We start from the raw sequence: 23,627 nt of genomic DNA, 5'->3' as shown, positions 1-23,627 counted from the left end.
GGGAGAGGAAATGGACACCGCCGTGGAACGGTCGAAGGCAGAGGTCGTCGCGAAGACCGCCGGGACCAGCACGGGTGATGGGCCACTGCCGGGGATCGCGGAGCCACGCGCCGTGGCTCCGCGGGACGCGCGGGAGCTTTCTCGTCAGTTCTTCCAGCGCCTCGCGGAGCTCGAGGAGGGCACGCACGAATACCAGTACGCACGCAACACGCTCATCGAGATGAACATCTCGCTGGTGCGGTTCGCAGCCGGGCGGTTCCGGGGACGCGGCGACGACATGGAGGACATCGTCCAGACCGGGATGATCGGCCTGATCAAGGCGATCGACCGGTTCGAACTGTCCCGTGAGGTCGAGTTCACCTCGTTCGCGCTGCCGTACATCGTCGGCGAGATCAAGCGTTTCTTCCGTGACACCACCTGGGCGGTGCATGTGCCGCGCAGGCTTCAGGAGCTGCGTGTCGAGCTGGCCAAGGCGCGTGAGGAACTCTCCAGCCGACTGGACCGGGAGCCCACGGTTCCCGAACTCGCCACCTTGATGAACATCCCCGAGAACGAGGTGATCGAGGCGCAGATCGCGGCCAACGGCTACAACTCCTCCTCCCTGGACGCGGCGCTCACCGGCGACGGGCCGGAGGGCGGCGAGGCGGTGCTCGCCGACTTCATCGGAGTGGAAGAGGACGGGCTGCGGCTCGTCGAGGACTTCCAGTCGCTGGCCCCGCTGATGGCGGAACTCGGCGAGCGGGACCGGCAGATCATCCACATGAGGTTCGTGGAGGAGGCCACTCAGGCGGAGATCGGCGAACGGCTCGGCTGCTCGCAGATGCATGTGTCCCGCCTGATCAAGCGGATCATCGCGCAACTGCGCGAGGGAATGCTGGGTGAACTCGGCTGCGCGTGAGAGGCGGCCGGTCGCATCCGTGACCGCCGCGGTCGCCGCTAGCGGCGACCGCGGCGGTCTCGCGCTGGGCGGTCACGCGCTGGTCAGGTTCACGACGGCCGACACCCGCTTGCCGACCGGCACCCGCTCCACGGTGACCTGCCTCGCCAGGACGTGGACTATCTCCAGGCCATGCCGGCCGACGCGCTCGGGATCGCGCGGGAAGCGGCGCGGCAGGGCCGCGCTGCTGTCGTAGACGCCCACCGTGATCGCGGTGTCGGTGCCTTCGAGCTCCAGGATGTACGGTCCGTTGCTGTGCCGGTCCGCATTGGTGACCAGTTCGCTCACGACCAGCAACACCTCGTCCTCGACACGGGCGTCGATCCTGGCGCACCACTCGGTGCGGAGCCGCCCCACGAAGTGCGCGGCGAAGGACCGGGCCTCGGCGATGCATCCCGGTTCGCCGGTGTAGTGCGCCGCCCGCCGTAGCGGTTCCACGGGCACGTCGAAACCAGTCGGTATCACTTCCCCGCCCACGTGCTCGATCATGCATGTCTCTCTCGGAAGCCGGCCTGGCCGGACGCTGCTGCATCAGTCCTGCTACCCCGAGCCGCGCCCGGCAGTCCCCGTCCGGGCTGATGTGTCCGCCAACACGCGGAACGCCGGTCATGGGGTGCTCGCCCCTGGAGCACTGTACGTGCCGGTGTCGCCGGGCGACTCCGGTTCGGTCGTTCCGGGTTCGCTGGAGGGTGACTCGGAACTGGGCGTCGGGGTGGAGGGGGACGGGGAGGGGGAGGTCGACGTCGCCGGGCAGGGGCTGGGCGTGCCGGTGACCACGCTGGGCGCGGAGGCGCAGGTGGAGGACGACGAGGGTGCTGTGGGCGTGGACACGCTCACCGACGGGGAGGGCTTGGCCGGCGGCTGGGTTCGGTGGTCGTGGTGGCCGGTGTCGCCCCGGTGCCGGGAGATCCATTCGCCGTGGTCGGGGTCGTAGATGACGAAGATGTTGATGATCTGCGGGGCGGGGGTGACCACGACGACGTTCGAGGGGCGGTACGACGGCCAGCTGTCACCGGTCTGCTTCGGGGTGGTCTGCTGGGCGACGGGCGGCGTCAGCGGGTTGCCGCAGGCGCAGCGCACGCGCGGCACGCCGTGGCCGTCGACGAGGACGGCCGTGCCCGCCTGCAGGACGGCCTGGTAGCTGGTGGCGGCGCCGTCGCGGTAGCCGTGGTTGGTGACGCGGGTGTCCATGCGCAGCTGTACCGGGGTGAGCGCACGGAGGTAGGCGGGGACACGGGAGGGGGTGACGCCGGCGACCGAGGCGAACGCGGCGTTCTTCGCCGGGGCCGCCTCGAGGGCCTTGATCTGGCGCTCCACGTCGCAGCTGGAGACGTTGCGGGTGCCGCCGTACAGTCCGGGCGCCCCGCCGCCCACGGCCCGTACCGCGTTCGCCGGCGCCGATCCGCTGACCGGAGAAGCGGGGACGGCCGGGGCGGAGCTGTCCGTTGCCGTCGACTCGGTGAACGGCTCGGGGCCGGTCTTGCCCGCGGCCTGCAGGAAGACCTCTCCGCCCTTGCCCGAGCCGCCTCCGGAGCGGCTGAAGACGACGGCCAGGATGACGGCGGCGACCACCACGGTGGTCAGCACGGCGACGCGCGGCGCGGACTTCCACCAGGGCCGGCCGGGCGGTGGCGAAGGTGTGCCGCCGCCGCTGCCCGGTGGCTGCGAGGGTGGGCCCGAGGGCGGCTGGGAGGGGCCCGAGAGCGGGCCGGAAGGGGGGCCTGTGGGGCGTCCGGAGGTCGGCGGTTCGAGGCTCACGAGTTCCTCTTCCCGATGCGGTTTCCTGCGGCCTGCCCCGAGTTGGGCCGCTTTCTTACCTGCCGCATCCATTGTGTGCTCCGGTGCGGTGGCGCCCGCAAGCCGACGCGGACGGCCCTCCCGGCGGGCGGGGCGCGCGGACGCTGCTTAGCGTGGCTTGGGTGAGCCCGCGAACCCCCTCCGACCCGGCCGCCGCCCGCCATGGCTGGGTGCAGGCCGTGGCCGGGGTGCTGGCCGCGCTGATCGTCATGGGCATCGTGGCCGGCCTGGGGTTGTGGGCGGCCGGGGCGGAGGATCTCCCGGACGGCGCGTTCCCGCGGGTGGTCGCGGCGACGGTGGTGACGGCCGTCGGCGGCACGATCGAACTGTCGGGGAACGCCGGCGCCCTGGCCCGGTCCGCGGCCGGTCTGACCGTGATCCCGCTGTCGGTGACGCTGGCCGGGGCGCTCGTCCTCGCGGCGGGTTTCCTGCGCCCGCTGCGGCACCGGGCGGTCGCCGGCGCCCCGGAGCTGGCCGGGTGGGCCGCGCGGATTGCCGTGGTGTGGCTGCTGGCGCTGCTCGGCCTGGCCCTGGGCGCCCGCCAGACCTTCGCGGTCGACCTCGGCGACGGGACCCTCGGCGACATCGGCGGCCTGTTCGGCCTCGCACCGAAGGTCGGCTTCAGGACGGATGTGCCGCTGACCCTGTTCTTCGGTGCGCTGTGGCTGGCGGGGGTGCTGGTGCTGGCGCTGCTGGTCGCGCGCGGAGCGCCGCTGCCGGGGCGGCTGCTGCGCTTCCAGGAGTCGGTGCGCCCGGCCGCGTACGCCATGGTCGTGCTGCTGCTCGCGTTCGTCGTCCTGGGTGTCGTCGTCGCCTTGGTCGTCGCGGTGGCCCGCGGCCACTCCCGGGAGACGCTGGCGGTGATCCTGCTGGGTCTGCCGAACCTGGTCTGGCTGGCGCTCACGCTCGGTCTGGGTGCCACCTGGACGGGGCGGGTGCAGGGACCGTTCGGGCTGCCCATGCCGCATGTGCTGGACGAGGTGCTGCGCACGAAGGAGGTCTCCACGCTCAACCTCCGCACGCTCGCCCAGTACGACGGGCGGGTGTGGTGGCTGGTGGCCGTCGACGCGGTGCTGCTGCTGGCCGCCGCGTTCGTGCTGGCGGCACGCTCCCCGGCCCGGATGCGGGCCTGGCAGCACGCCCTGCACATGGCCGTCGCCCTCACGCTGACGGTGCTCATGATCTGCCTGGTGGGCCGGATCGACGCGCACTACGGGCTGTCTCTGCTCGGCGTCGGGGATCTCGGCGGGGGTCTGTCCGGGGATCTGTTCCTGAAGCCGAAGGTGTGGACCGCGCTGGGTCTGGCCGTGCTGTCGGGGCTGGTGACCGGTTTCCTCGGCGCGCTGCTGGCGCGGCCGGTGCGGCGGCGGGGGAAGACCGAAAAGGAGTGGGAGACATGATGCCGTCCGTGGCAGTGTCCGGTCAGTCGAGGTGCCGAGGGGAAGGGAACGCCATGGCGTTGGCTCTCGAAGACCGTCTGGCCGTCACCGAGTTGATCGCCCTGCACGGCCATCTGGTCGACGGCGGGGAACACGACCGCTGTGACGAGGTGTTCACCTCGGACGTCGTCTACGACCTGTCGGACTTCGGCCAGGGCGAGGTCACGGGCCTCACCGCCGTCAAGGAGGCCGCTCTGGCACTGGGCGTGAAGAACCCGGTGGCACATCACGTGACCAATGTGGTGATCGAGGAGGTGGCCGACGGCCGGGTCCGTGCCCGCTCCAAGGGGCTGGGGATCATGACGGACGGCTCGTGCGGGTCCGTGACGTACGAGGACGTCGTGGTGCGCGTGGACGCGGGCTGGCGCATCAGCCGGCGCAAGGTCGTGGCACGCCGTGTGCCGCTGGGCGGGCTCGGCCAGGAGGCCTGACGACGCGCCCCGAACGGGCGCGGGGCTGTTCTGGGGCTAGCTCCGGTTCCGGAAGACCGGCTCGGCCCAGCGCGGTGGGGGCTCGGGGCGGTCCTGCTCCGCGCGTACGACCCGCAGGTCCACCTCCGTCGGCGGGTGGTCGGCGCCCGGGGCGGCGCCGGTCACGGCACCGCGCAGGGCGGCGACGAACGCGAGGCAGGAGTCGTGGCGGTCATCCGGGCTCTTGGCCAGGGCCTTGGCGAAGACGGTGTCCAAGGCCGGGGCGAGGTCGGGGCGGAACTCCGTCAGCGGCGGCGGCTGGTCGTACTGGTGGGCCCACAGCAGGGCCATGTCGTCCTCGCGCCGGAAGGGCGGCCGGCCCGCCAGGCACTCGAACACGACACAGGCGAACCCGTAGACGTCGCAGCGCCCGTCGACGGGCCGGCCGGAGATCTGCTCCGGGGCCACGTAGTCGAGGGTGCCGACGAACTGGCCGACGGTCGTGAAGCCGGTCAGGGACAGCGACTTCTTGGTCAGGCCGAAGTCGGTGAGGTAGGCGTGCTCGGGGTGGTCGCTGTCGGTGCCGCGGGCGACCAGGATGTTCCCGGGTTTCACGTCCCGGTGCACCAGCCCGTAGTCGTGCGCGGCATCCAGCGCGGAGGCGACCTGCGCGGCGATCCGCAGCGCGGGCACGGGCGCGAGCGGGCCCCGCCGGTCGAGGAGATGGCGCAGGTCGCTCCCTTCGACGTAGCGCATGGCGATGTACAGGACGCCGTCCGTCTCGCCGGCCTCGTAGACCGGCACGATGTGCGGGTGGTCGATCGCGGCGGCCGCCCGGGACTCGTGGGTGAAGCGCAGCCGGAAGGTGTCGTTGCGGGCGAGTTCGGGGGCGAGCAGCTTGAGGGCGACCGTGCGGTCCAGGCGCAGGTCGCGGGCGCGGTAGACGACGGCCATGCCGCCGCGGCCGATCTCGCGCTCGATGCGGTAGCCGGCGACCTGCCGGCCGATCAGCTCGGACGGCCGGCCCGAGAACAGGCTCGTGTCACGGGCCATCGGGGGTCACGACCTGCGTGGGGGCGTGGCCGGGCCCGGCAGGTGCGGCCCGGGGCCCGTCGTCGGTGGCGTACGTGCTCAGGCGCTTCCCGTCGCCGTACACCCACCGTCCCTGCTCCGTGTCGTACAGCCACACGGACTCGCCGTCGACGACGATCCCGATGCGCAGTCCCTGCGTACGGCCGCGGAAGGACTCGCCGTCGAGGCCGCCGCGGGCCAGTTCCTCGACCGCGCCGCGGTAGCGGGCCAGGGTCTGTTCGGTGCGGGCGAGCAGGGGGCGCGGGTCGGCGGTCCGGTCCTGGGGGCCGCCGGTGGCGGGAGGGTCCTGGGGTACGGCGACCAGGCAGCGGCCGTCGACCCAGGCGGACCAGCCGTTGGCGCACAGCACATGCCCCCAGTCGCCGCGCCGCTCGACGAGCTGGACCGGCAGCAGCGGGTCGAGGGGCACGGTGGGGCGGGCCGGGTCGGGATCCTCCCAGGCGGGCATGCCGTGCTGGGGGACGACGTGGGTGGGCCGGAAGCCGGGGGTCGCCATCACGACTTCCGCATCACGGCGGGTTCATGGCGGCGCAGCAGCCGGGAGACGGCGAAGCAGAAGACCGCGGAGAGCACCACCAGCATGGCGATGTTCAGCAGCCACACCCCGGCCGAGTGCTTGAACAGCGGATCGCCGGTCAGGTCGCCGGGCACGATCCGCGCGAGGCCCACGGTGCCCGCCATCGCGCCGAGCGCCCACCGGGAGGGCACCAGCCAGGACAGCTGCTCGAGGCCCGGCACTCCGTGGAGCTTCAGGAGCGCGCCGCAGAAGACGACCTGGACGATGGCGAGCAGCACCAGCAGCGGCATCGTCACCTCCTCCTTGCGCACCAGCGCCGACACCAGCAGGCCGAGCGTCATCGCCGTGAACGCCAGCAGGGCGACGGCGACGGTGATTTCGACAAGGGGCGGCATCAACACGCCTTCGCCGCCGGGCGCGTTGAGGTCGACGCCCAGGAGGGCCACGAGGGTGAGCACCACGGCCTGCAGCACCGTGATGGTGCCCAGCACGACGACCTTCGACATCAGGTACGCCGATCTGGACAGGCCCACGGCCCGCTCGCGCCGGTAGATGGTGCGTTCCTTGACGAGTTCGCGCACCGCGTTGGCCGCGCCGGTGAGGACTCCGCCGACGCACAGGATGAGCAGCGCGTTCATCGCGGTCGCCTGGGTGAGCTTGCTGCCGGCCAGGGCGCGGGCCATGGCGCCCATCACGAACGGCAGGGCGATCATGATGGCGAGGAAGGTGCGGTCGGCGCCGAGCGCGGCGGTGTAGCGGCGCACCAGCGTGCCGAGCTGGGCGCCCCGGCTGCGCGGCCGGGCGGGCGGCGTGATCACGACCGGGCCCGAGCGTGGCACAGGGGGCTGGGCGGTGGCTTCGGTGATGTAGTGCCGGTGGAAGGGCGAGAGGCGGTAGTCGCCGGCCCAGTCGCGGTCGTCGTGCTCGAAGGCCTCGAAGGCCTCCGGCCACTGCTCGAAGCCGAAGAAGGCGAGGGCGTCCTCGGGCTGGCCGTAGTAGGCGATCCTGCCGCCGGGGGCGAGCACCAGGAGCCGGTCGCACACGTCGAGGCTGAGCACGCTGTGCGTGACGACGATGACGGTGCGGCCGTCGTCGGCGAGGCCGCGCAGCATGTGCATCACCGAGCGGTCCATGCCGGGGTCGAGGCCGGAGGTCGGCTCGTCGAGGAAGAGCAGTGACGGCTTGGTCAGCAGTTCCAGGGCCACGCTGACCCGCTTGCGCTGCCCGCCCGAGAGGCTGTGCACCGGCTGGTCGGCGCGCTGTTCGAGGCCCAGTTCGCGGATGACCTCGTCGACCCGGGCCCGGCGCTCGGCCTTCGCGGTGTCCTGCGGGAAGCGTAGTTCGGCGGCGTAGGACAGGGCGCTGCGGACGGTCAGCTGAGCGTGCAGGATGTCGTCCTGCGGGACCAGTCCGATGCGCTGGCGCAGCTCGGCGTAGTCGCGGTAGAGGTCGCGGCCGTCGTAGAGCACGGTGCCGTGGTCGGCGGGCCGCTGCCCGGTGAGCGCGTTGAGCAGCGTGGACTTGCCGGCGCCGCTCGGGCCGACGACCGCGAGCAGGCACTTCTCCCCCACCGGGAACGACACATGGTCGAGCAGGATCTTGCGGCCCTGGTCGACGGCGACGGTGAGGTCCTGCACGTCGAGGGAGATCTCGCCGGTGTCGACGTACTCCTGCAGCTGGTCGCCGACGAGGCAGAACGCGGAGTGGCCGATGCCGACGATGTCGCCGGGGCCGATCGGGGCGGCGGTGACGGGCGAGCCGTTGAGGAAGGTGCCGTTGTGGCTGCCGAGGTCGGCGATCTCGTAGCTGCCGTCGGGCAGGGCACGCAGTTCGGCGTGGTGCCGGGAGATCACGAGGTCGTCGACGACCAGGTCGTTGTCGGCGGCGCGGCCGATGCGGACGGTGCGGGTGGGCAGCGGCCGTACGGTGGTGGGCCGGCGGAAGGTGCTGGTCAGGCCGGGCATCGACACCGCGGAGGGACGCTCCGGAACCAGCGTCGAGGGGCTGACGAGGACGGCGCACGGGCCGTCGGAGGGGTTGCCGAAGCGGATGACGCTGCCGGGTCCCACGCCCCGCTCGTGGATGCGGCGGCCGTCGGCGAAGGTGCCGTTGGTGCTGTTCTCGTCCTCGATGGTCCAGTGGCCGTCCTCGGGGCGCAGCACCGCGTGGTGCCACGAGACCCGTGCGTCGTCGATCACGATGTCGCTGAGCGGGTCGCGTCCGACGTGGTAGTCGCGGCCCGGGCTCATCACCGTGGAGCCCGCCTCGGTCTCCAGGACGAGTTCGGGCGCAGTCGGCGCCATCGGCCGCTCTGCCATGATGAGAATTCTACCGATTCGTCCATATGTCCGCCCGGCGTGACGGGTGCCGCAGGCGCTCAGCCGACGGGCAGGAAGAGCGCCGGAATGGTCCGCTGCATCCGCAGGGCGTCGACGGACTCGGCCAGCAACTCGTACTCGGTGGTCTCGTCACTGGTCGCGATCCGCACCAGGTGCCCCGCGGCCAACTCGTCGGCGACCAGCTCCTGTTGGGCGATGTTGGCGCACCATGAGCGCAGTACGGCCGGTACGTCGGGGACGGTGTCGGCGACGGGGACGAGCGAGCTCGGCGGGAAGTGCTCCGCCTCCGGTTGGGGATCGAGACGGTCGGCGATCCAGTTGGCCCGGTCGCGCAGCCACCACAGGGCGAGGGCGAGCGTGGGAGCCCGGTAGGTGCCTAAAGGCACACCGATACGCTGGCCTGCGCAGGTCCCGTAAGCCGTGACATGGCATAAGAACTCGTCGTGCACGTTCGCTCCCCCGCTGCTCGCTCGCCTGTCGGCCGGCCTCGCTTTCGGTGCGGCTCATGTGCTGTGCGTGATGGCGTCTTCGCTCGCCGTGAAGTCCCTTGACTGTCGAGTATGTTCACTACTGAACCACTGTCACCACGACTTTCCGGCCAGTCTCCTGGCATATTCACAGGGGTAGTTGGCTGAAACCCTGCGAGTGCTCCATTACCCGAGGGGTAATCGACGGTCCCGCATGGGACGGGCATGGTGGTCGCACCGGGTCGCCGCAACCGCGAATCCGGGTCCTGACCAGCAGTTACGACCTCGATGGAGGCTGATTTCCCATGTCCGCGAACACCGAACGTCACGAGAACGCCGTCGCCCGCTACTTCGAGGCCTGGAACGCGGGCGAACCGGAGGCGCTGGCGAAGGCGGTCGCCGCCGCCTGGGCGATGGACGGCACCTACACCGACCCGCTCGCCGCCGTCAGCGGCCACGAGGAGATCGCGGCCCTGATCACCGCGGCGCACGGGCAGTTCCCGGGTTTCGCCTTCCGGCTGACGGGCGCCGTGGACGGCCACCACGACACGGCGCGTTTCTCCTGGGAGCTGGTGAGCGAGGCCGACGGCTCGGCGCCGGTGGCCGGGTCCGACGTGATCACGCTGGACGCGGACGGCCGTATCCGCTCGGTGTTCGGCTTCCTGGACCGGGTCCCCGCCGGGGCGTGAGCCCCGCGATGAGTTTCCGCGCTCGCGGCGGTCTCTTCGGTGGGTGACCACCACGAGCGGAGGAGCGGTCATGACCACGACCACCGAGCTGGACGAGAGGTTCACCGCCGTCCTGCGCAAGAGTCCCGGCGACGGCGGCTGGACCTGTCTCGTCTGGCCGAGGAGTGTCGAGTTCTTCGGCACCGGCGGGCTCGTCAAGGTCCGCGGCACGATCGACGGACACCCCTTCCGCAGCTCGTTCATGGCCTTGGGCGACGGCACGCACAAACTGCCGGTGAAGGCCGACCTCCGCAAGGCCATCGGGAAGGGCGAGGGTGACCGGGTGACCGTGCACCTGGAGGAGCGGCTCAGCTCCTGACGGCATCCCGACGCGGGGGCGAGCCGCCGGCACGCTGCCCGAGCCGCGGCGGACAGCACGTGGGCCGCGTCATGCGGCAGCGGACCGTCCTCCCGGAGGCGGCGGCCCGCCTCCGGGAGGACGGCGAAGGTCCTACGGCTTGATGACCGCGTCGATGCGGGCCAGTTCCTCGGCGTCGAAGTCCAAGTTGCCGGTGGCCGCGACGCTGTCCTCGATCTGCTGCGCGCTGCTCGCACCGACCAGCGCGGAGGTCACCCGGCCGCCGCGCAGCACCCAGGCCAGGGCCAGCTGTGCGAGGGTCTGACCACGGCCCTTGGCGATCTCGTCGAGGGCGCGCAACGTGTCGACCAGGTCCGCGGTGACCGCGTCCGAGTTGAGGAAGGGGCTGTCGCTCGCCGCCCGCGAGTCCTCGGGGATGCCGTCGAGGTAGCGGGAGGAGAGCAGGCCCTGCTCCAGCGGGGAGAAGACGATGGAGCCGACCTGGAGCTCGTCGAGGGCGTCCAGCAGGCCCTCCTCCTCGGGCCGGCGGTCCAGCATCGAGTAGCGCGGCTGGTGGATCAGCAGCGGAGTGCCCAGCTCACCGAGGATGCGCGCGGCCTCGCGGGTCTGCTCCGCCGAGTAGTTGGAGAGGCCGACGTACAGCGCCTTGCCCTGCTGGACCGCCGAGTGCAGGGCGCCCATCGTCTCCTCCAGGGGAGTCTCCGGGTCGGGGCGGTGCGAGTAGAAGATGTCGACGTAGTCCAGGCCCATCCGCGCCAGGCTCTGGTCCAGCGAGGACAGCAGGTACTTGCGCGAGCCCCACTCGCCGTACGGGCCGGGCCACATCAGGTAGCCGGCCTTGGTGGAGATGACCAGTTCGTCGCGGTACGCCGCGAAGTCCGCCTTCAGGAACTCACCGAGCGCGGACTCGGCCGCACCGGGCGGCGGGCCGTAGTTGTTGGCCAGGTCGAAGTGCGTGACGCCGAGGTCGAAGGCGCGGCGCAGGATGGCCCGCTGGGTCTCGACCGGACGGTCGGGACCGAAGTTGTGCCACAGGCCGAGCGAGATCGCGGGGAGCTTCAGGCCGCTGCGTCCGGTGCGCCGGTAGGGCAGGTCCGCGTAACGGTCGGGGTGTGCGGTGTACAACGCGACTCCAGAGGGGTTGGCACACGGTTTCCCGGTTCCCGGATGTTGAGGGAGGCCGGCACCCCATATCTTTCGCGACCTGCGAGCAGTGGTCCAACAGGAGAATGCGATGGGATTGAGCGGATAGGCTTCTCAATTATGGAACTGCGCCATCTCCAGCACTTTGTCGCGGTCGCCGAGGACCAGCATTTCACCCGGGCGGCAGAACGGCTGATGGTGTCCCAGTCGGGACTGTCGGCCTCGATCCGGGCGCTTGAGCGGGAGTTGCAGACCCCGCTGTTCGTACGGACCACCCGCAGGGTCACGCTCACGGAGGCGGGGCGGGCGCTGCTCGGCGAGGCGGAGCGGATCCTGGCGCAGGTGCGGTCCGCGCACGAGGCGGTCGCCGCCGTGCAGGGCGTGCTGCGCGGCACACTCGCGCTGGGCACCGAGCAGTGCATCGCGGGGGTGGATGTGGCAGGGCTGCTCGCTGCGTTCCGGCGGCGGCATCCGGATGTGGAGATTCGGCTGCGGCAGGCCGGCTCGGGCGCGCTGGCGGAGGAGGTCGCGGCCGGGCGCCTGGACCTGGCGTTCGCCTACCGGACGCAGGCGGACACCGACCAGCTGCGCTCGGTGTCGCTGACCGGCGAGCCGATGACGGTGCTGTGCCATCCCACCCACCGTCTGGCGACGGGCGGCGCCGCGGTCATGCCGGAGGAGCTCGGCGGGGAGGTGTTCGTGGACTTCCACCCGGACTGGGGGCCGCGCCGCACCACCGACACGGCCTTCGCGGCGGCGGGCGTCCGGCGCACGGTGGCGCTGGAGGTGAACGACGTGCACAGCCTGCTGGACCTGGTCGACGAGAACCTCGGCATCGCGGTCGTACCGCGGCACTTCCGGCACAAGCGGGAGGCGCTCACCGCCCTGCCGGTGAAGGGCACCGGCGAGGCGGTCTACGAGACGGTGGCGCTGCTCCCGCCGCCGCAGGCGACCAGTCCCGCGGCCCGGGCGCTGATGGCGCTTCTGGAGCAGGGCACGCACGACGGGCCGTAATGCGCGATGGTGGATGCATGCATGCCAAGGACATCCTCATCGACGGGTTCAACCGCATCCAGGAAGAAGTCCACGCAGCCGTCGAGGGCCTCGGCCCCGACGACCTCAGCGCCCGCCCCTTGGAGGCGGGCAACTCCATCGCCTGGCTGGTCTGGCACCTCACCCGGGTCCAGGACGACCATGTGGCCGACGCCTTCGGGCTCGACCAGGTGTGGCTCGCGCAGGACTGGGAGAAGCGCTTCGGCCTCGACCTCCCGCGCCGCGACACCGGCTACGGGCACAGTTCCGCCAAGGTGGCCAAGGTGCGGGTCGACTCCGGCGAGCTGCTGACCGGCTATTACGACGCCGTGCACGAGCAGTCCCTCGGCGTGCTGCGGGAACTGGCCGCCAAGGATCTCGAGCGGATCGTCGACGAGAACTGGGATCCGCCGGTCACCCTGGGCGTGCGGCTGGTCAGCGTCCTGTCCGACGATCTTCAGCACGTCGGACAGGCGGCCTATGTACGAGGGCTGCTTCAGAGCGCGGCGTCGTAGCCCGGCAGGACGACGTCCTCGATGAGGGCCTTGCGCTCGTCGAACGGGATGAACGCGCTCTTGAGCGCGTTGACCGTGACCGTGCGCAGGTCCTCGACCGTCCAGCCCGCCTGCTCCACGAGCAGGGACATCTCACGGGTCATGGTGGTGCCCGACACCAGACGGTTGTCGGTGTTGAGCGTGACGCGGAAGCCGAGGTCCTTCAGGGCGGTGATGGGGTGCTCGGCGATGGAGGTGGCGCACCCGGTCTGCAGATTGGAGGTCGGGCACATCTCCAGGGCGATCCGGCGATCGCGGACCCAGCCCGCCAGCCGGCCCAGCTTGCCGTCCACGATGTCCTCGGTCAGGCGCACGCCGTGGCCGAGGCGCTGGGCGCCGCACACCTGCAGCGCCTGGTGGATGCTGGGCAGACCGAACGCCTCGCCGGCATGGATGGTGAAGGGCACGCTCTCGCGGCGCAGATGCTCGAAGGCATCCAGGTGGTCGGCGGCCGGGAAGCCGTCCTCGGCACCGGCGATGTCGAAGCCCACGACCCCGGCGTCGCGGAAGGCCACCGCGAGGTCGGCGGCTTCCCGGACCCGGTCGAACATCCGCATGCCGCACAGCAGGGTGCCCACGCGGACCGGGGTGCCCGCGGCCGCCGCCTTGGCCATACCGGCGGCGAGGCCCTCCTGGACGGTCTCGACGACCTCGGCCATGGTCAGCCCGCCGTTGGTGTTCAGCTCGGGGGCGTAGCGCACCTCGCCGTAGACGACCCCGTCCGCGGCCAGGTCGAGGACGTACTCCTCGGCGACGCGCAGCAGGCCCTCACGGCTCTGCATGACGGCGAGCGTGTGCTCGAAGGTGGCGATGTAGCGCACCAGGTCACCGGAGTTGGCGGCCTCCACGTACCAGGCGGCCAGTTCGTCGGGGTCGGTGGTGGGCAGGGTGTGGCCGATCGACTCCGCGAGTTCCACCAAGGTGGCGGGGCGCAGGCCGCCGTCCAGGTGGTCGTGCAGGACGGCCTTGGGCAGGCGGCGGATCACTTCGGCGTCTACGCGCGTTGCAGTCATGGCGAGGGCTTTCCTTGAGCGGTGGTTCGAAGCGGTGGGGCGAAGGGGTCGTCAGTCGGCGGGCTGGAGCAGGTCCCAGCGGTTGCCGTACAGGTCCTGGAAGACGGCGACCGAGCCGTAGGGCTCGTGGCGCGGCTCCTCCAGGAAGGTCACGCCGGCGGCGAGCATGCGGGCGTGGTCGCGCGCGAAGTCGTCGGTGTGCAGGAAGAAGCCGACGCGCCCGCCGGTCTGGTCCCCCAGCCGGGCGCGCTGCGCCTCGTCCTTGGCACGGGCCAGCAGCAGCGCGGTGCCCACGGCCTCGGCGCCGGGCTGGACGACGACCCAGCGGGAGCCGTCGGGCCGGGGCGTGTCCCCGACGAGCCGGAAGCCGAGGGCCTCGGTGTAGAAGCGGATCGCCTCGTCATAGTCGTCGACGACGAGGGTGACCAGGGCGATACGTCTCATCGGGGCCTTTCGCGAGGTCGGAGGGTGGTTGACGGGTGAGGTTATACGTAAAACCCGAAAGTGCGCCAGTCGGCCTCTGTCACTGCGGTCGTCTACAGTTCAGTAGACCGTCTACATAGCTGTAGTCGATTGGTCGCGGCATGCTGTCGCGCCCGTACCGATCACACGAAAGGGGCAGCCCGCCATGACCACAGGGCCCCGCGCACACCCGCACGCGAGCACCCCGGTAGGCCGCTTCGCGATACCGGCGCTCCTTCTCCGCCCCCGCCCCACGACGGAAGAGCGCCGCCATGAGCCTTCGACCCGCGAAGACCACCGCCGACCACCAGCCGCGACCGCCCCGGCCACCTCGCACGTTCGCCCTGCTCCGGCGCCATCTCGGCGCGGCGATCGTCCTGACCTACGCGGCCGCGGCGCTGCTGCCCGCTCCCGGACTGTGGCTGCGGCGCCCGCATCCGATCGGCATCCCCGGTCCCGCTGAACTCTCCCTGAGCACACCGCAGTCACTCCTCGCGCTTGTGCTGTTCAGCGCCGGCCTCCAGGTGCCGCTGGGTGAGTTGCGGCTGCTGCTGAGGAGCCCGGCCGCGCTGGTCGCCGGGCTCGTGCTGCACGTGGTGGCGCCGTTGTTGATCGTCCCCGGGGTCGCCTTCGTGCTGCGGCACTCCCCGGACCAGGACGGCGGCAGCGGCATGGTCGCCGCCATGATCCTGATCGTCGCGATGCCGGTGGCGGCCGGGGCGACGGTGTGGACCGCCAAGGGGGACGGCGACCAGCCGACGGCCGTCGGACTGGTCCTCGCCTCCACGCTGGTCAGCCCGCTGACGGTGCCTTTGACCCTGGCGGTGCTGCGCCCGCTGCTGCGCGGCGAGTACGCGGGCCGGCTGGCCGACGCGGCGCAGACCGCCGGGCACGCCTTCGCGCTGACCTCGGTCGTGCTGCCCTGCGGCGCGGGCCTGCTGTGCCGGTTGCTGTTGCCCCGGCGCGCGTCGGAGGGGCTCGTGGGCGCCGCCGTCGCCGTGGCCCTCCCGGCCTCCCTGCTGCTGACGTATGTGAACGCCAGCGGCGTGCTGGGGCCGTTCCTGCGTCATCCGCGCCCGGCTCTGCTGGCCGGTGCGCTGGCCGTCGCGGCGACGGTGTGCGGGCTGTCCTTCGCGCTGGGGCGGGTCGCCGCCCACGCCCTGCGGCTGGATGCAAGAGCCAGCGCGTCCGTGACGCTGGCCTGCGGGATGAACAACAGCAGCGCCAGTGCCGTGCTCATCACCACGACGCTGCCCGACCGTCCGCACATCCTGCTCCCCGTGCTGGCGTACGGGCTGCTGCAGAAGGTGGCGGCGGGGCGGGTGGTGCGCGGGTTCGGCCCCAGGAGAGGAGGAGGCCCAGGGACTTAGGACCGCGGCCCGAGGTGCGATCCGGGCCGCGCCGGTAGCGTCCCGGGAATGAAGATCACCGAGCCGCCCCGCAGCGCCGAGCAGCGCAAGCAGGACGTACTGGCCCGACTGGCGCGGGAGTCGGACATCTGGGTCGCCACCGCCGGCACAGGCGGGCTGCCGTGTCTGGTGGCGCTGTGGTTCGCCTGGGACGGGGAGTCGGTCTGGATGTCCACCCGGGTCACCAACCCCACGGGCCGCAATCTGCGCGACGGTGGCCGCACCCGGCTGGCGTTCGGCGACACGCAGGACGTGGTGCTCGTGGACGGGGACGTGGAGACGTTCACCGGGCAGGACGTGCCGGCCGCGACGGCCGAGGTGTTCGTGGCGAAGACGCGGTGGGATCCGCGCAAGGACAGCGCGTCGTACGCCTTCTTCCGGGTACGGCCGCGTGATGTGCAGGCCTGGCGAGGACAGCCTGAGCTGCCCGGGCGGCATGTGATGCGGGACGGTGTGTGGGCGGTCTGAGACGCTCGGCACGGCGGCTGAGGGGCCCCGCCGAGGGGCCCCCTCGGCCTCAGTCGGCCTTGCCGTGCAGGGCGTTGAGCCGCTCCAGCTCGTCGGCGCTGAGGCGGAGCGCTCCTGCTGCCACGTTCTCGGCCAGGTGGTCGGGGTTGCCGGTGCCGGGGATGGCCAGGACGTGCGATCCCTGGTGCAGCGTCCAGGCGATGCGGATCTGGCTCGGGCTCGCGTCGTGGGCGCGGGCGACGGCGAGCACCTCCTCGTCGTAAGCGGTGCTCGCGCCCCTCTCCCCGCCCGACCCGGCGACGGCGAAGAACGGCACGAAGGCGATGCCCTGTTCGCCGCAGAGCCGCAGGACCTCGTCGGTGGCGGGGTCGTGGCGTTCGAGCCCGTACCGGTTCTGCACGCACACCACCGGCGCGATGGCCTGCGCCTCCGCAAGGTGCCGGGGCTCCACGCCGGATATGCCCAGGTGCCGGATGAGTCCCGCCTCGCGCAGGTCGGCCAGCGCGCCGAAGTGCTCGGCGATCGACTCCTGCTCGGTGCGGCGGAAGTTGACGACGTCAAGGTGGTCGCGGCCGAGCTGACGCAGGTTCTCCTCCACATGACCGCGCAGCTGGTCGGGGCGGGCCGGACTGCCCCATTCCCCGCAGTAGTTGCGGTAGGGACCGACCTTCGTGGTGATGACGAGGTCGTCCGGGTACGGCGCGAACGCGCTGTTGATGATCTCGTTGGCGGACCGCAGCTGGGAGAAGTAGAAGGCCGCGGTGTCGATGTGGTTCACGCCGAGCTCGATCGCCTGGTGCAGTACGGCGATCGAGCGCCCGCGGTCGCTCGGTGTCCCGTGGTGGAAGGCGGCGCTGCCCGTCAGCCGCATCGCTCCGAAGCCGATGCGGTTGACGGTCAGGTCGCCGAGTTTCCACGTTCCCGCAGCGTCCGCGGTGATCGTTTGGGAGGTCATCGGGGGAGTTTCGCACAGGCGCGGCGCCCCGACGCGGGGACTTTGCGGATACCTGTACGAAGTCGAGGGCAACGGTCGACAGGAGAGGCGGTCAGCTCGCGCCCCCTTCGCCCGGGTCGCCGCCCTCGCCCGCTCCCGTGTAGGCCGCCGTGGTCCGGTCCGCGGCCTCACGTGCCGTTTTCTCGTCCTCGCCGCCGGCGACGTTCGCCGCGTACCAGGCTTCACTGCTGGACGTCATGAAGCGACGGCCCTCGTCCGAGACCGTCCAGGCCATGAACTTCTTCGGGTCGACGGCCGCGCCACCGCTCCCGAGGTGCAGGGAGAGCCCCCGGACCATCAGGTCCCACCCGACGCCGACCGCGCCCGGGCCGAACTCCGCCCATTTCGTGTCGTCGACATGGGCGATGTGCTCCAGCTGGAAGCGTGTGCCGCCCTCCTCGGACGTCAGGTGGAGCTCGATCCAGCTGACCTCGCCGCCGTACTCCCAGGTCGCGGAGAAGCTCTTGGGCGGGTCGCAGCGCTCGATCACACCGCCCGCATTGCCTCGAGCTGATAGCGGCCTCCCAGCCGCAGCTCTCCCGTCACGGGCAGGAGCCAGCGAGGGATGCGCTCGGGGTTCGTACAGGCGTCCCACACATCGTCGAGCGAGGCGTCGTAGGCGCGGGTCACGGTCACCACGCGCGCCTCGCCCGCCTTGAAGGCGCGACGGCCGACCTGCCGGCGCACGTCGCTGATGTCATGGGTCACGTCGGTCATGGGTGCTCCTCGGGGTTTCGTCGGCATCCCGGAGTCGGCGTTCGCGCTTGCCGCGCGCCAGCTCGGTGGCTAGGGCGTCCAGATGCGGGGTCCAGAAGCGGCGGAAGCGGTCGAGCCAGGCGTCTATGTCCTGCAAGGGCTCGGCATTGACCGCGTACAGCCGCCGGGTTCCTTCGGGGCGGACGGTCGCGAAACCGTTCTCCCGCAGCACCTTCAGATGCTGTGACACTCCGGGCTGCGAGATCCCGAACTCCTCCCCGATGACCTCGCAGAGCGCTCCCGAGGTCATCTCCCCACCGGCCAGCAGCTCCAGGATCCGCCGGCGCACCGGGTCCCCGAGCACATCGAAGGCGTGCATGCGGACACTATATCAGCCAGAACTTATATAAGCAGCGATCGATATTATGCCGCCAAAAAACGCCCGGCCGCGTCGCGCGGCCGGGCGGCTCGCCACATTCAGCTCAGCGGCTTGTGCAGCACCGCCTTGCGGTGGCTGAACGTCTCGATGGAGTAGCGGCCGTGGTAGCTGCCCATGCCGCTCTCCCCCACACCACCGAACGGCAGGTCGGAGACGGTGAGATGGGCCAGCGGCAGGCCGTGGCCGAGACCGCCGGAGGACGTCTCGGCGGCGATCCGGCCGCGAGTCTCCTCGGACTCGGAGAAGACATAGAGGGCGAGGGGCTTGTCGCGGTCGTTGATGAAGTCGATCGCCGCATCCAGGTCCGGCACGGTGACGATCGGCAGGATCGGGCCGAAGATCTCTTCCTGCATGACGGGCGACTTGGGGTCGACGTCGGCGAGGACGGTGGGTGCGATGTACTTCGTCGTACGGTCGCTGCTGCCGCCGACGACGACGCGGCCCGAGTCGAGCAGGCCGGAGAGCCGGTCGAAGTGCCGCTCGTTGACGATCCGGCCGTACTCGGCGGAGGCGGACGGGTCGCTGCCGTACAGCGCCTCGACGGCGCGGGTGAAAGCGGGCTCCAGGGCGGCTGCGGTGGCCGGGTCGGTGAGGACGTAGTCGGGGGCGACACAGGTCTGCCCGGCGTTGAGGAACTTGCCGCGGGCCAGCCGGTCGGCGACGACGTCGAGATCGGTGTCACGGTCGACGAACGCCGGGGACTTGCCGCCGAGTTCGAGGGTGACCGGGGCGAGGTGCTCGGCGGCGGCGCGCATCACGATCCGGCCGACGGCGCCGTTGCCGGTGTAGAAGATGTGGTCGAAGCGCTCGGCCAGCAGGGCCGTGGTCTCCGGGATGCCGCCCTCGACGACGGCGACCGCGTCGGTGTCGAGGTAGGCGGGCAGCAGGCGGGCGAGCGCGGCGGAGGTGGCGGGGGCCAGTTCGCTCGGTTTGGCGACCACGGCGTTGCCCGCGGCGAGCGCGCCGACCAGCGGGGCGAGCAGGAGTTGGGCCGGGTAGTTCCAGGGGGCGATGACGAGGACGACACCGAGCGGGTCGTACTGCGTCCAGGCGCTCGCGTCCGCGCCGAGGTGGGCCGGGACCGGGGCGGCTTCGGGGCGCAGCCAGTCGGCGAGGTGGTCGAGGGTGTGGTCGATCTCGCGGATCGTGAAGTCGATCTCGGTGCGGTGGGCCTCGGTGGCGCTCTTGCCGAGGTCGGCGTGGAGGGCGGCGGCCAGGTCGGGGCCGTTCTCGGTGAGCATCTCCCGCAGCCGGCGCAGCTGGGCGGTGCGCCACTCGACGGGCTTGGTGCGGCCGGTGCGGAAGGTGGCGCGCAGCCGGGCCACGACGTCGGCGGGCTGCTCGGGGGTGGAGTGGTTCACGATGCCTCGCTGCTGGGACGGTCGGGGTCAGGTGTATATGGCAACCTTTCATACACCAAAATAAATCCCGCTGCCGAGGACTACTTTCCGCAGCGAACCCGTCACACCCGCCGCGGGCCCGTCACGCGCGGTCAATCCCGTCATGCGCCGCCGAGTTCCTGCCGACGCCGTTCCAGGTAGGCGCGTTCCGCCTGGCTCTCCGCGTGCGCGATGGCCGCCTCGTACGCCCCTGCCGCCTCGGTGTCGCGCCCCAGCCTGCGCAGCAGGTCGGCGCGGACGGCATGGAAGACGTGGTAGCCGTCGAGATGCAGCGCTTCGACGGCTTCCAGGGCCGCGCGGGGTCCCTCGGTCTCGGCGACGGCGACCGCCCGGTTCAGAGCCACGACGGGGCTCGGCGCGAGCGCCAGCAGCTGGTCGTACAGCCGGCGGATCTGATCCCAGTCGGTGGCGTCGGCGGTGGGGGCGTCGCTGTGGACGGCCTGGATGGCGGCCTGGATCTGGTACGGACCGGGCTGGTTGCGGCGCAGGCAGCGGCGGACCAGTGACTGCCCCTCGGCGATCAGCTCCCGGTCCCAGCGGCCGCGGTCCTGCTCCGGCAGCGGTACCAGCGCGCCGTCCTCGTCCAGCCGGGCCGGGCGGCGGGAGTCGACGAGGAGCATCAGCGCGAGCAGGCCGGTGACCTCGGGCTCGTCCGGCATCAGCTCGGACAGGAGGCGGCCGAGGCGTACAGCTTCCGCGCACAGTTCGGGGCTGCCGCCATAGCCCTCATTGAAGATCAGGTAGACCACGGCCAGGACGCCCTTCAGGCGGTCCGGCAGGTCGGCGTCGCGGGGCACGCGATAGGGGATGCGGGCGTCGCGGATCTTCGCCTTGGCACGCACGAGGCGCTGCGCCATCGTCGGCTCCGGCACCAGGAAGGCCCGCGCGATCTGCGGCGTGGTGAGGCCGCCGAGCAGGCGCAGGGTCAGGGCGACCTGCGCCTGGGGGGCGAGCGCCGGGTGGCAGCAGGTGAAGATCAGACGGAGCCGGTCGTCGCGCACGGGGCCCTCCTCGGCCGGTGCGTCGGGGGTGTGCAGCAGAGCCGCCTCGGCATGGCGGGCCTCGCGGGAGGACTCGCGACGCAGCCGGTCGATCGCGCGGTTGCGTGCGGTGGTGATGATCCAGCCGGCCGGGCTCGGTGGCACGCCGGTCTCCGGCCAGCGCTGCACGGCCGTCGTGAAGGCGTCCTGCACCGCTTCCTCGGCGAGGTCGATGTCGCCGAGGAAGCGGACGAGGACGGCGACGGCGCGGCCGTACTCCGCGCGGAAGACGGCCTCGACGTCGACGGGAGCGGACATCACTCCTCGGCCTGGTGCATGAAGGGCCGCACCTCGATGGGCAGGGTGGTCGCCCGGGTCGCCTTCCTGCCCCATTCCAGGGCCGCGTCCAGGTCGGGGGCCTTGATCAGGCAGATGCCTCCCAGGTACTCCTTGCCCTCGGCGTACGGCCCGTCGGTGATCAGGACGTCACCGTCGCGCGGCCTCAGCACGGTGGCCGTCTCGGGGCCGTGCAGCCCGCCGGCGAAGACCCAGGCGCCGGCCTCCCGCAGTTCCGCGTGGAAGGTGTCGAGGTTGCGGACGATCTCCGCCATCGCCTCGGGTCCGGGCGGCGTCCCGTCCGTCGGTGTGATCACGCTGAGCAGGTAGTACTGCATGACGTCCTCCTTGGCATCGTGTCGTTCTCTCACCTCCTACACGAACGGAACACCCCCGGATCGACACCCCGAACGACGACATCGGGAGAATCGTCCGCATGACCGCCGCACCGCACCCCCTCGTCTCCACCGCCCGCACCCTCGCCGACGATCTCCTCGCCCCGAACGCGGGGCGCGTCGACCAGGAGGGGGTGCCCGCGAGTCATCTCGAGGCCGTCCGGCGGTCGGGGCTGCTGGGCATGAGCGCGCCCCGCGAGTACGGCGGTGCGGGCGCCCCCGACCCGGTGGCGCGGGAGGTCCAGGAGATCCTGGCCGGGGCATGCTGCTCGACGTGGTTCGTGCAGACCCAGCACCACACGCCGGTGCGCCTGCTGGCGAAGTCCGAACTCCCGGTGCGGGAGAGGCTGTTGGCTCCGCTGGCGTCCGGTGAGCTGCTGGCCGGGATCGCCTACGCCCATGTGCGTGCCTTCCCCCGGGTGCCCGTGCGGGCCACGGCGGAGCGGGACGGCTGGCGGTTCGACGGCACCGTTCCCTGGTACACCGGCTGGGGCTTGAACGATGTGATGCTGCTCGCGGGGGTGACCGACTCGGCGGAGATCGTGTTCGCGTTCGCCGACGCCCGCACACAGCCGGGCCTGCGCGCCTCGCAGCCGATGCGGTTGGCGGCGCTCACCGCGGCCCGTACGGTCTCGCTGGAGCTGGAGGGCCTGTGGCTGCCCGGCGAGAACGTGGTGCTGCGCACCCCGCGGGAGAAGTTCGCCCTGGTCGACCTGCCGCGGAGCACGAACGCCTCCCCGGCGGTCTTCGGGGTGGCGTACGCCGCGCTGCGCCTACTGGAGGACGCCGGCGAGACGGAGACCGCCCGGGGGCTTCGCGCACGCCTCGACGATGTGCGGCGGCAGGCGTACGAACTGGCCGATCACCCCGTCCCGCACGAGCACGTCGCGGAACGGCTGGCGCTCAGGACGCGCTCCTACGACCTCATGCGTGCGGCCACGACCGCGGCGGTCGTGGCCGGGGGCGGCCGCACCATGGACGTACGCCATCCCGCCCAGCGGCTGGCCCGCGAGGGGATGTTCCTGCTGGTGCAGGGGCAGACGTCCGTGGTGCGGGAAGCGCACCTCGCCGCATTGGCGACGGCCGGGTAGAGCCGCTCTAACCGGCGAACGGCACCTGCGCCGACGGCGCTGCCTCCTTGTCGAAGGGATGCTGCCAAAGGCCCTGCGTGGCCAGGCGCGGCAGCACGCCCTCGCCGAACCAGTACGCCTCCTCCAGGTGCGGGTAGCCGGAGAGCACGAACTCCTCGATCCCCAGGGCCGCGTACTCCTTGATCCGCTCGGCGACCTCGTCGTGGCTGCCGACCAGGGCGGTGCCCGCGCCGCCCCGAACCAGGCCGATGCCGGCCCACAGGTTGGGGTGGATCTCCAGACCGTTGCGGTTGCCGCCGCCGTGCAGGGCGAGCATCCGCTGCTGGCCCTCGGACTCGCTGCGGGCGAGGCCCGCCTGGACGGACTGCACGGTCTGCGGGTCGAAGCCGTCGAGGAGCCGGTTCGCCTCCGCCCACGCCTGCTCGGCGGTGTCGCGGGTGATGACGTGCAGCCGGATGCCGAAGCGCAGGGTGCGGCCCTCCTTTGCGGCGAGCCCCCGGATCCAGGCGATCTTCTCGGCGACCTGGGCGGGCGGCTCGCCCCAGGTGAGGTACGTGTCGACGTACTTGGCGGCGATCTCTCCCGCGATGGGCGAGGACCCGCCGAAATACACCTCGGGGACCGGGTCGGGCACCCGGGCCAGCTTGGCGTCCGCGACCTGGAGGTGCTCGCCGTGCAGGTCGACGGTCTTGCCCTCCCACAGTCCCCGGACGACGTCCAGGAATTCGCCGGTACGGCGGTAGCGGTCGTCCTTGTCCAGGAAGTCCCCGTAGGCGCGCTGCTCGTGGCTCTCGCCGCCGGTGACGACGTTGAGGAGCAGCCGCCCGCCGCTCTGCCGCTGGAAGGTGGACGCCATCTGCGCGGCCAGCGTCGGTGAGACGAAACCGGGGCGGAAGGCGACCAGGAACTTCAGTCGTTCGGTGTGCTGGCTGACCATGGCGGTGGTCAGCCACGCGTCCTCGCACCAGGCGCCCGTGGGGGTGAGCGCGCCGACGAAGCCCAGGTCCTCCGCGGCCTTGGCGATCTGGCTCAGATAGGCCACCGTCGGCGGCCGGTCCCGGCCGGAGGCGGTGGCGGGGGTGCCGTGGCCACCGCCGACGACGTGCCGGCTGTCGCCGTTGGTGGGCAGGAACCAGTGGAAGGTGAGGGACACGTGGGGTCTCCGATCAG

27 protein-coding genes are annotated in these 23,627 nt (G+C 71.7%); 10 read left to right on the top strand and 17 right to left on the bottom strand.

The features are described 5' to 3' along the window. Window positions 1-10 precede the first annotated feature (10 nt). The gene (locus tag ACIBW9_RS11845; protein ID WP_398953775.1) at window positions 11-898 is read left to right on the top strand and encodes an RNA polymerase sigma factor SigF; all 888 of its coding nucleotides are present in this window, start codon (window positions 11-13) and stop codon (window positions 896-898) included. Window positions 899-970: 72 nt separating this feature from the next. On the opposite strand, the gene ACIBW9_RS11840 is transcribed toward ACIBW9_RS11845, so the two are convergent. After that, window positions 971-1,426, bottom strand: coding sequence for an ATP-binding protein (locus tag ACIBW9_RS11840; RefSeq protein WP_398953772.1), 456 nt, complete (start codon window positions 1,424-1,426; stop codon window positions 971-973). Window positions 1,427-1,543: 117 nt separating this feature from the next. After that, entirely contained in the window at window positions 1,544-2,695 is a 1,152-nt protein-coding gene (locus ACIBW9_RS11835) for a DUF6777 domain-containing protein (RefSeq protein ID WP_398953769.1), read from the bottom strand. 161 nt (window positions 2,696-2,856) lie between these two features. On the opposite strand from ACIBW9_RS11835, the gene ACIBW9_RS11830 reads away from it, so the two are divergent. Next, the gene (locus tag ACIBW9_RS11830) at window positions 2,857-4,134 is read left to right on the top strand and encodes a streptophobe family protein (protein WP_398953766.1); all 1,278 of its coding nucleotides are present in this window, start codon (window positions 2,857-2,859) and stop codon (window positions 4,132-4,134) included. A gap of 53 nt (window positions 4,135-4,187) precedes the next feature. Continuing rightward, window positions 4,188-4,604, top strand: a complete 417-nt coding sequence (locus ACIBW9_RS11825) for a nuclear transport factor 2 family protein (protein WP_398953764.1) — start codon at window positions 4,188-4,190, stop codon at window positions 4,602-4,604. Window positions 4,605-4,640: 36 nt separating this feature from the next. On the opposite strand, the gene ACIBW9_RS11820 is transcribed toward ACIBW9_RS11825, so the two are convergent. The 4 genes from ACIBW9_RS11820 to ACIBW9_RS11805 are packed head-to-tail and all read right to left on the bottom strand — an operon-like array spanning window position 4,641 to window position 8,980. Next, window positions 4,641-5,636 (bottom strand): serine/threonine-protein kinase, encoded by a 996-nt coding sequence (locus ACIBW9_RS11820; protein ID WP_398953762.1) that lies wholly within the window; start codon window positions 5,634-5,636, stop codon window positions 4,641-4,643. Next, window positions 5,626-6,171: a hypothetical protein gene (locus ACIBW9_RS11815; protein ID WP_398953760.1), complete on the bottom strand. Its 546-nt coding sequence runs from the start codon at window positions 6,169-6,171 to the stop codon at window positions 5,626-5,628. The genes ACIBW9_RS11820 and ACIBW9_RS11815 overlap by 11 nt, the downstream gene beginning before the upstream one ends. After that, window positions 6,171-8,510 (bottom strand): FHA domain-containing protein, encoded by a 2,340-nt coding sequence (locus ACIBW9_RS11810; RefSeq protein ID WP_398953758.1) that lies wholly within the window; start codon window positions 8,508-8,510, stop codon window positions 6,171-6,173. Before ACIBW9_RS11810 ends, ACIBW9_RS11815 begins: the two co-directional genes overlap by 1 nt. A 59-nt stretch (window positions 8,511-8,569) precedes the next feature. After that, window positions 8,570-8,980: a hypothetical protein gene (locus ACIBW9_RS11805; RefSeq protein WP_398953756.1), complete on the bottom strand. Its 411-nt coding sequence runs from the start codon at window positions 8,978-8,980 to the stop codon at window positions 8,570-8,572. Window positions 8,981-9,303: 323 nt separating this feature from the next. Between ACIBW9_RS11805 and ACIBW9_RS11800 the strand changes: the two genes are divergently transcribed. Next, window positions 9,304-9,687, top strand: a complete 384-nt coding sequence (locus tag ACIBW9_RS11800) for a nuclear transport factor 2 family protein (RefSeq protein ID WP_398953754.1) — start codon at window positions 9,304-9,306, stop codon at window positions 9,685-9,687. Between the two features lie 70 nt (window positions 9,688-9,757). Beyond that, window positions 9,758-10,045: a DUF1905 domain-containing protein gene (locus ACIBW9_RS11795; protein ID WP_398953752.1), complete on the top strand. Its 288-nt coding sequence runs from the start codon at window positions 9,758-9,760 to the stop codon at window positions 10,043-10,045. Window positions 10,046-10,177: 132 nt separating this feature from the next. Here the strand turns inward: ACIBW9_RS11795 and mgrA are convergent, their stop codons facing one another. Next, window positions 10,178-11,170 carry an L-glyceraldehyde 3-phosphate reductase gene (gene mgrA / locus ACIBW9_RS11790; protein ID WP_398953750.1) on the bottom strand — a complete coding sequence of 331 codons (993 nt, stop codon included), beginning with the start codon at window positions 11,168-11,170 and terminating at the stop codon, window positions 10,178-10,180. Window positions 11,171-11,308: 138 nt separating this feature from the next. Here mgrA and ACIBW9_RS11785 point away from each other — a divergent pair, with 138 nt between their 5' ends. Next, window positions 11,309-12,202 carry a LysR substrate-binding domain-containing protein gene (locus ACIBW9_RS11785; RefSeq protein WP_398953748.1) on the top strand — a complete coding sequence of 298 codons (894 nt, stop codon included), beginning with the start codon at window positions 11,309-11,311 and terminating at the stop codon, window positions 12,200-12,202. Window positions 12,203-12,219: 17 nt separating this feature from the next. Beyond that, window positions 12,220-12,735, top strand: a complete 516-nt coding sequence (locus ACIBW9_RS11780; protein WP_398953746.1) for a DUF664 domain-containing protein — start codon at window positions 12,220-12,222, stop codon at window positions 12,733-12,735. Here the strand turns inward: ACIBW9_RS11780 and ACIBW9_RS11775 are convergent. Continuing rightward, window positions 12,717-13,787 carry an adenosine deaminase gene (locus tag ACIBW9_RS11775; RefSeq protein WP_398953744.1) on the bottom strand — a complete coding sequence of 357 codons (1,071 nt, stop codon included), beginning with the start codon at window positions 13,785-13,787 and terminating at the stop codon, window positions 12,717-12,719. The two genes, ACIBW9_RS11780 and ACIBW9_RS11775, sit on opposite strands and share 19 nt — an antisense overlap. Before the next feature lie 51 nt (window positions 13,788-13,838). Then, window positions 13,839-14,231, bottom strand: a complete 393-nt coding sequence (locus ACIBW9_RS11770) for a VOC family protein (RefSeq protein ID WP_398953742.1) — start codon at window positions 14,229-14,231, stop codon at window positions 13,839-13,841. A 290-nt stretch (window positions 14,232-14,521) separates the two neighbouring features. Between ACIBW9_RS11770 and ACIBW9_RS11765 the strand changes: the two genes are divergently transcribed. After that, a complete protein-coding gene (locus ACIBW9_RS11765; RefSeq protein WP_398953740.1) occupies window positions 14,522-15,619 on the top strand; it encodes a sodium-dependent transporter in 1,098 nt (365 codons plus the stop codon). Window positions 15,620-15,667: 48 nt separating this feature from the next. Next, window positions 15,668-16,126, top strand: a complete 459-nt coding sequence (locus ACIBW9_RS11760; RefSeq protein ID WP_398953738.1) for a pyridoxamine 5'-phosphate oxidase family protein — start codon at window positions 15,668-15,670, stop codon at window positions 16,124-16,126. Window positions 16,127-16,175: 49 nt separating this feature from the next. Here ACIBW9_RS11760 and ACIBW9_RS11755 read toward each other — a convergent pair whose 3' ends face one another. The 7 genes from ACIBW9_RS11755 to ACIBW9_RS11725 all read right to left on the bottom strand — a co-directional run bounded on the left by ACIBW9_RS11755 (window position 16,176) and on the right by ACIBW9_RS11725 (window position 21,309). Further along, on the bottom strand, window positions 16,176-17,081 hold the full coding sequence (locus ACIBW9_RS11755) for an aldo/keto reductase (protein WP_398953736.1): 906 nt from the start codon (window positions 17,079-17,081) through the stop codon (window positions 16,176-16,178). A gap of 91 nt (window positions 17,082-17,172) precedes the next feature. Continuing rightward, a complete protein-coding gene (locus ACIBW9_RS11750; protein WP_398953734.1) occupies window positions 17,173-17,610 on the bottom strand; it encodes a hypothetical protein in 438 nt (145 codons plus the stop codon). Next, window positions 17,607-17,837 carry an SRPBCC domain-containing protein gene (locus ACIBW9_RS11745; RefSeq protein ID WP_398953732.1) on the bottom strand — a complete coding sequence of 77 codons (231 nt, stop codon included), beginning with the start codon at window positions 17,835-17,837 and terminating at the stop codon, window positions 17,607-17,609. The genes ACIBW9_RS11750 and ACIBW9_RS11745 overlap by 4 nt, the downstream gene beginning before the upstream one ends. Beyond that, window positions 17,818-18,195: an ArsR/SmtB family transcription factor gene (locus tag ACIBW9_RS11740; RefSeq protein ID WP_398953729.1), complete on the bottom strand. Its 378-nt coding sequence runs from the start codon at window positions 18,193-18,195 to the stop codon at window positions 17,818-17,820. The genes ACIBW9_RS11745 and ACIBW9_RS11740 overlap by 20 nt, the downstream gene beginning before the upstream one ends. Window positions 18,196-18,293: 98 nt before the next feature. Then, the gene (locus ACIBW9_RS11735; RefSeq protein ID WP_398953727.1) at window positions 18,294-19,616 is read right to left on the bottom strand and encodes an aldehyde dehydrogenase family protein; all 1,323 of its coding nucleotides are present in this window, start codon (window positions 19,614-19,616) and stop codon (window positions 18,294-18,296) included. Between the two features lie 140 nt (window positions 19,617-19,756). Then, on the bottom strand, window positions 19,757-20,953 hold the full coding sequence (locus ACIBW9_RS11730; RefSeq protein ID WP_398953725.1) for an RNA polymerase sigma factor: 1,197 nt from the start codon (window positions 20,951-20,953) through the stop codon (window positions 19,757-19,759). After that, a complete protein-coding gene (locus ACIBW9_RS11725; RefSeq protein WP_398953723.1) occupies window positions 20,953-21,309 on the bottom strand; it encodes a YciI family protein in 357 nt (118 codons plus the stop codon). Before ACIBW9_RS11725 ends, ACIBW9_RS11730 begins: the two co-directional genes overlap by 1 nt. A gap of 98 nt (window positions 21,310-21,407) precedes the next feature. On the opposite strand from ACIBW9_RS11725, the gene ACIBW9_RS11720 reads away from it, so the two are divergent. Beyond that, window positions 21,408-22,457: an acyl-CoA dehydrogenase family protein gene (locus tag ACIBW9_RS11720; RefSeq protein WP_398953721.1), complete on the top strand. Its 1,050-nt coding sequence runs from the start codon at window positions 21,408-21,410 to the stop codon at window positions 22,455-22,457. 7 nt (window positions 22,458-22,464) lie between these two features. Here the strand turns inward: ACIBW9_RS11720 and ACIBW9_RS11715 are convergent, their stop codons facing one another. Further along, window positions 22,465-23,610: an LLM class flavin-dependent oxidoreductase gene (locus ACIBW9_RS11715; protein WP_398953719.1), complete on the bottom strand. Its 1,146-nt coding sequence runs from the start codon at window positions 23,608-23,610 to the stop codon at window positions 22,465-22,467. Between the last annotated feature and the right edge of the window lie 17 nt (window positions 23,611-23,627).

Origin of the sequence: Streptomyces sp. NPDC049541, assembly GCF_044465725.1 — a bacterium.
GTDB lineage: Bacteria > Actinomycetota > Actinomycetes > Streptomycetales > Streptomycetaceae > Streptomyces.
This window is presented reverse-complemented; position numbering and strand designations above follow the sequence as displayed.